General features: G+C 56.5%; 8 protein-coding genes. 5 read left to right on the top strand and 3 right to left on the bottom strand.

The genetic code is table 11. The features are described from left to right. Together EN994_RS14850 and EN994_RS14845 are read left to right on the top strand one after the other, a co-directional pair. The coding region (locus EN994_RS14850; protein ID WP_127307618.1) for a DUF899 family protein at positions 1-643 on the top strand (643 nt) is incomplete at its 5' end. A gap of 132 nt (positions 644-775) precedes the next feature. After that, positions 776-1,330 carry a DUF4142 domain-containing protein gene (locus tag EN994_RS14845; RefSeq protein ID WP_027162094.1) on the top strand — a complete coding sequence of 185 codons (555 nt, stop codon included), beginning with the start codon at positions 776-778 and terminating at the stop codon, positions 1,328-1,330. Between the two features lie 162 nt (positions 1,331-1,492). On the opposite strand, the gene EN994_RS14840 is transcribed toward EN994_RS14845, so the two are convergent. Then, positions 1,493-1,813: a DUF1476 domain-containing protein gene (locus tag EN994_RS14840; RefSeq protein ID WP_063168796.1), complete on the bottom strand. Its 321-nt coding sequence runs from the start codon at positions 1,811-1,813 to the stop codon at positions 1,493-1,495. Between the two features lie 212 nt (positions 1,814-2,025). Here EN994_RS14840 and EN994_RS14835 point away from each other — a divergent pair, with 212 nt between their 5' ends. From EN994_RS14835 to EN994_RS14825, 3 genes are all read left to right on the top strand, one after another. Further along, complete coding sequence (locus tag EN994_RS14835; RefSeq protein WP_063168795.1) at positions 2,026-2,409, top strand: DUF6152 family protein; 384 nt, start codon at positions 2,026-2,028, stop codon at positions 2,407-2,409. Then, on the top strand, positions 2,410-2,865 hold the full coding sequence (locus EN994_RS14830; protein WP_063168794.1) for a hypothetical protein: 456 nt from the start codon (positions 2,410-2,412) through the stop codon (positions 2,863-2,865). A gap of 220 nt (positions 2,866-3,085) precedes the next feature. Next, the gene (locus EN994_RS14825) at positions 3,086-3,478 is read left to right on the top strand and encodes a RidA family protein (protein WP_027039300.1); all 393 of its coding nucleotides are present in this window, start codon (positions 3,086-3,088) and stop codon (positions 3,476-3,478) included. 38 nt (positions 3,479-3,516) lie between these two features. On the opposite strand, the gene EN994_RS14820 is transcribed toward EN994_RS14825, so the two are convergent. Continuing rightward, a complete protein-coding gene (locus EN994_RS14820; RefSeq protein ID WP_063168793.1) occupies positions 3,517-5,304 on the bottom strand; it encodes an AIPR family protein in 1,788 nt (595 codons plus the stop codon). A 179-nt stretch (positions 5,305-5,483) separates the two neighbouring features. After that, positions 5,484-5,800, bottom strand: a 317-nt coding sequence (locus tag EN994_RS14815; RefSeq protein ID WP_164745927.1) for a hypothetical protein, incomplete at its 5' end; no start/stop codon positions are given.

Genomic DNA, 5,800 nt, shown 5'->3' with positions numbered 1-5,800 from the left:
GGCCCGGCGCGCGCTGCCGCCGGGCGGGCTGATCCGCCAGGACTATGAATTCGACGCACTGGATGCCCACGGCAAGCCCGCGAAGACAAGGCTGTCGGAGCTGTTCGCGCCCGGCAAGGACAGCCTGATCCTCTACAACATGATGTTCCCGCGCCACCCGCAGGAGAAGCGCGATGTGGCGACCAGCGGCGGCACGGCGAAGCTCGCCCGACCGGACCAGCCATGTCCGTCCTGCACGGCATTGCTCGATCAGTTCGACGGCGCGGTCGGGCATCTCCAGGCGGCCGGCTTCAATTTCGCGGTGGTGGGCAAGACCGCGCTCGAAAACCTGGTCACGCTCGGTCGAGATCGGGGCTGGCGCAACATGCGGCTGGTGTCTTCGGCGGCCAACAGCTTCAAGCGCGACTACAATGCGGAGGCGGCCGACGGCTCACAGATCCCGCTGCTGTCGGTGTTTCACCGCGACCCCGACGGCATACGCCATTTCTGGAGTTCGGAACTGGATTTCGCACCGACGGAGCCCGGTCAGGATCCGCGTGGCCTCGGCACCTGCGAAACGCTGTGGAATCTGATGGATTTCACGCCGGAAGGTCGCCCGAACTGGAACGAGCAGCTGCAATATGGCGAAGCTTGCTGCCACTGAAGGCAGTTGTGGCCAGCCGCCGCGGTTCGGGTAATCGAGGCGATACGCGCAGGCTTCTTCCTCATGATCTGCAACCGGAGTGCCCAAGCGACGTTGGATTGTCCGAGGGACAATTCCAACCGGAGACATGCCATGAAGACGCTTACCATTCTGACCGCAGCAGCATTGCTTGCCGGCGCGCCGGCCTTTGCCCAGTCGAACACGACCGCCACGACCACGCCGCTCGCCGCCACGACGAAGGTCGACACTTCGACCTTCATCAAGACGGTGCCGAGCGCCAATGAGTTCGAGATCCAGTCCAGCAAGCTCGCCGAGCAACAGGCGACCGACGCCGACGTCAAGGCGTTCGCCAAACAGATGATCGCCGATCACACCAAGGCCGGCGAGGAATTCAAGGCGGCGCTTGCCCAGGGCCAGACAACCTCGGCCACCGCACCGTCCGGTCCGGCCCTGCAGCCCAAGGAGCAGAAGATGCTCGATGAGCTGAAGAGCGCCAGCGGCGATCAATTCCAGGCCAAATACATCGAGATGCAGACCAACGCTCATAAGGAAGCCGTCGCGCTGTTCAGCGGCTATGCGAAATCCGGCGACGACCCGGCAATGAAGGAATTCGCCAAGAAAACCCTGCCGACGCTGCAGATGCACGAAAAACACGTGAAGGAACTGGCCGCCGCGCATCAGGGGTGAGGGCGGTTCACTATGGCGCCCCCCTCTGTCCTGCCCGGCAGGACAGAGGGGGGCGCCGTAGAGCGCTACGATGGAAGCCAGCCCGCTTGGCCAACCAACACCACAATATGGCCCTGTGCCTTAAGCACGGCACGCCCTATACCGATCAAGGCTGAGCGGCGCTCAGGTCGACCTGATCTGCTCGACCGCGGTCACCAGCAGCTCTTCCATGGCGGTGCGTATCTGGCCATCCGACTGGGCGATGCCCGCCGCGTCGAAGTCGGCGCGGACCTTGCGGAACACATCGTTGTCGCCTGCCTCTTCGAAATCCGCGTGCACGACCTCCTTGGCATAGGCGTCGGCGTCAGCACCGGATTTGCCGAGCTTTTCGGCGGCCCACAGGCCGAGCAGCTTGTTGCGGCGCGCCATGGCCCTGAACTTCGTTTCCTCGTCCATCGCAAACTTCTTTTCGAAGCCTTCCTGACGGTCTCTCATGCTGCTCATGGTTCGCCTCGTTTCCGATGGGAGTCCGATCTTCAGCCCAGGGGAAGAACGGCCAGGAAAGAGAGAGTGGCGCGCATGGGTGTCATTAACAAGGCGTCATGCCGGCGATTGGGCGGGCGCTTGGCGGTCCAGTCTTTCGCTCGATATGATTTGACGTTGCCGCGCCGTGTCCTACTCTCAAGTGCCTGCGGGATGAACCGAGGAGACGAGCGATGCAGTTCAAGGCAATTCGCAGCGTCGCGCTGACGGCGGCCGTGATGCTTGCCGCCGGCACCGCGGCCTATGCCCATCACGGCTGGTCGTGGACACAGGATGGGTTTTTCGAACTCAAGGGCAAGATCACGGCCATCTATATCGGCAATCCGCACGCCACGCTGGATGTCGACGCGGAGGGTGAGGCCTGGCGGGTGGAGATGGCGCCGCCATCACGCACGATCGCCGCCGGCTTCACGGAGGAGGTGGCCAAGGTCGGCGACGAGGTGACCGCGATCGGCAACCGCTCGCTCGAGGCGACCGAAAAGCGCATGAAAGCGGTGCGCGTCATCGTCAACGGCAAGACATATGATGTCTATCCCGACCGCGTGCCGCCGGCGTAAATGGCCGAGTTCCTCGCCGGCATTGAGCATCTTGCGTTGGCGCGGTGGCTGAAGGCTTCCTTCGTCGCCTATCCCATAGTCAATGCGCTCCACATCATGTCGATCGGCGCGCTGTTGACCAGCGTCGTTCTCATGGACCTCAGGATCTGCGGCGCTTTCCGTTCGCTGCCGCAAGCCGCATTCGTCGCGCTGCTGCGCCGCATTGCATTAAGTGCATTCGCGGGTGCGCTCGTCACAGGCTCGCTGCTGTTTTCGGTCAAGGCGAGCACCTATGCGGCGATGCCGGTTTTCCTCGCCAAGATGGCACTCATCCTTCTCGCCGGCGTCAATTTTTTCACCTTCCTGCGCTTCGCCAGAGGTGGTGACGATCTGGCCGGCAGCACCATCCTGGCTGTGCTCTCGATACTGCTGTGGACGTCCGTGCTTTTCGCCGGACGGTTCATCGGATTTCTCTAGCGCCGCATCTTCCTTCTCCCCCTGTGGGAGAAGGTGTCGCCGAAGGCGACGGATGAGGGGTGTTCCAGGGAACGCCGACGTCTCACTCCGCTGGAACACCCCTCATCCGTCTCGGCGCTATCGCGCCGATCCACCTTCTCCCACAAGGGGAGAAGGGAAGAACGGCGCTGGCGTTCCGCCCGTGCCGGGATAAGCTCCCTGCAACTCAGGGAGAACTGCCATGAAAAAAGAAATCATCGAAGTGCCGGTCATGTCCGCCAAGGTGCGGGCGCTCGGCCTTCCCTGCTCGACAGCGGTCAAGGCCAACGGCTTCGTGTTCATCTCGGCGACGCCGCCGGTGGATATGGTGACCGGCGAGATGGTGCGCGGCGACATCGAGGTGCAGACCGAGGCGTCGCTGAAGGCGCTGAAACATTGCCTGGAAGCGGCCGGCACTTCGCTCGACAATGTGGTGATGGTGCGTATCTACGCCGTCAATTCCGGCTTCTACAACGCCATCAACCGTGTTTATGCCAGGTATTTCAGCGTCAATCCGCCGGCGCGGAGTTTTGTGCCGGTGGCGTCGTGGCCGATGGAGTTCGATATCGAGATCGAGTGTGTGGCGGTGGCGTGATGAGAGTATAGGAACGAGCATGACGACTCGCCAGCCTCTTATGAAACGTAGTTTTTCACCTCAGGAATGTCTTGGGTCAGGATCATCTCTCTAAATTCGTTAGAAACCGACTCTGATCGGATGGCGTCCCGAACCCTCTCCTGGGACTGCGTCCCAAACTGCTTAAGTTTGTCGTCTAATATCGCTGAGCTTCTATAAACCACCGCCTTGAGCGCCTCTTCATTCTTGCTCAATGCAATAATATTCTGCGCTACTTTTTCTATTTCCGATTTTTTCATGGAAAAGACGTCTCTGCCTCGGGTCACAATTAAACCGACGGCACATATGATATAAAATCGGAACGTCTTATATTTATTATCTATACGCTGGTTTCTCCAGAGGAACTCAATTCGGTAGTAGAGATAACAGCAGGCATGATAGATCCTAACATCATGATCATCCTTAAATATCTTGCTATCATACTCCGACATGATTCCCCGATAGTCGCGAGCTGCACGATTGGGCTGGAAGAAAATCGCGGCAGCCAGGGCCTTCATCATCGAAGATGGCTGAATTATCCTAACGCGCTCGACCTGCTGGCCACGATATTGGTTTTCGCGCCGTTCAAGATATATGATCTCTTCCGGCTCAACCGATCTGGCGTATTCTTCGAGGCTCTTTAAAAATGGCCTCAGCGCCCAGAATTGTTCTTCCTTCACCGGGTTCTGCCTATTCGTTCCAATAATGATCGATGCGACGAAGTCATCGTTCTTCGACCCAATCAGGCGGAATGGCACTGCAATATGGTCAATTAGATTTAGATCTTCAGCTGCCCCTTTGCTTTCCCCAAAGATCAATTCGTATATAATATTGCTCGTTTGACACCCATTTACTATTTGATAGTCCTCAAGATGGAATCGATCTCCAGTGCGGTCTATACTTTTCGACACAACTGTAACGCCGTTATTCCTAAAAGCAAAATCATCACCACCGCTCTCAAGTACTGAGACCTTTATTTCTTGGTTAATCTTAGATCTTTGATCGTAGTCTCTAATATTGTCAACGAAAACCGATTTATTGATGCCGATTGCGTTAAATTTATCGTCAAACAAAGTAAATAGCTTAACTAGTTGTTTGGCCTCGAGATATCCAACGTATGCCTCGTCCACATTCTTATTTTTTGGCATAACGACTGCTTTTGTAAATTCAATTTCTGCTTCGACAGATGTTGTGGCGGCTCGGTACCATTGTTGTAGCTGAAGAGCTCCAACGATACTTACGTCAAGGTTGTCTCTGTCAAACATGTTTTTTTCAGACATTTGACGAGTGAATGTATTCTTCAAAGACTCAATGCGCCGAGGTTCCTCGTAATTTCCGGTTGCGATGTAGAACGCTTTTAGCGAAGGATTTTTCTTTCCAACTACACCTTCATATACCGCGAGCATCGCCTCGGTTAAGTCCGACAATTGGGGGCTTTCATCTCGCAAATCGCCATCAAAAAAGCTGGTTATAGCATCGAAAAATTTGGAAATGTCACCGTAGTCGTAACTTGGGCTAGTTTTCGACTGAAAGAAAACAAACTCAATCGATGGATTTTTGATCGCGGCGAGCTTATCTTCTGCTTCGATCCGTGTTTTTACTACTTCCCCTTGTATTAATATTGCGACTCCGTCGAGACCGAACTCCGTGCCTGTCAAATGGACATCGTTGGCATCTGCGGACTCGGCCAACAGACCGATTAGAGTCGCAAATATCGAGTAAATTTCGAATTGATCACTAAGACTTGCCGACTCGATGCTCGTGGATTTTGCGTAATCCTTGACTTGAGCGCGAATTACTGGATTCATTTTTTGGTCCCCCCGCCTTTTGGCTGTTAGCGTACGTGACGTCTCGGGGGCTGTCTACTGTATCCGACCCTTTACTAACCGTCGGAGTGCACTATTTTAGATGCTGGTATAATCCGGATATCATTTGGCTGCGGCGAGCAATTTGAAAGCGAGAACTGCCGACAGCAGTTCACCAATCCTTACGCAAAATACTCCTGCAGCGGCCTGACCTCGAGGCTCCCCGCCTTCAGTGCCGCAATCGCTTCCGCCACCGCAGCCGCGCCCGATAGCGTCGTATAATACGGCACCTTCTGCATCAGCGTCGCCCGCCGCAGCGACTTCGAGTCCGACACTGCCTTCTGGCCGTCCGTGGTGTTGAAGACGATCTGCACCTGGCGGTTGCGGATGGCGTCTTCGATGTGGGGGCGGCCTTCCAGCACTTTGTTGATCTTCTGGGCGTCGACGCCGTTTTCGGCGAGGAAGCGGGCGGTGCCTGAGGTGGCCAGCACCTTGAAGC

The sequence above is a fragment of the Mesorhizobium sp. M7A.F.Ca.CA.002.09.1.1 genome (assembly GCF_003998555.1).
Classification (GTDB): domain Bacteria; phylum Pseudomonadota; class Alphaproteobacteria; order Rhizobiales; family Rhizobiaceae; genus Mesorhizobium; species Mesorhizobium ciceri.
The sequence above is the reverse complement of the archived record's forward strand: the minus strand, read 5'-3'. Positions and strand labels throughout refer to the sequence as shown.

What these genes read in the sequence shown, in the direction of transcription:
- EN994_RS14845 (WP_027162094.1), top strand. Translation starts at nt 776, where the DNA reads ATGAAGACGCTTACCATTCTGACCGCAGCAGCATTGCTTGCCGGCGCG.
- EN994_RS14840 (WP_063168796.1), bottom strand. Translation starts at nt 1,813, where the DNA reads ATGAGCAGCATGAGAGACCGTCAGGAAGGCTTCGAAAAGAAGTTTGCG.
- EN994_RS14835 (WP_063168795.1), top strand. Translation starts at nt 2,026, where the DNA reads ATGCAGTTCAAGGCAATTCGCAGCGTCGCGCTGACGGCGGCCGTGATG.
- EN994_RS14830 (WP_063168794.1), top strand. Translation starts at nt 2,410, where the DNA reads ATGGCCGAGTTCCTCGCCGGCATTGAGCATCTTGCGTTGGCGCGGTGG.
- EN994_RS14825 (WP_027039300.1), top strand. Translation starts at nt 3,086, where the DNA reads ATGAAAAAAGAAATCATCGAAGTGCCGGTCATGTCCGCCAAGGTGCGG.
- EN994_RS14820 (WP_063168793.1), bottom strand. Translation starts at nt 5,304, where the DNA reads ATGAATCCAGTAATTCGCGCTCAAGTCAAGGATTACGCAAAATCCACG.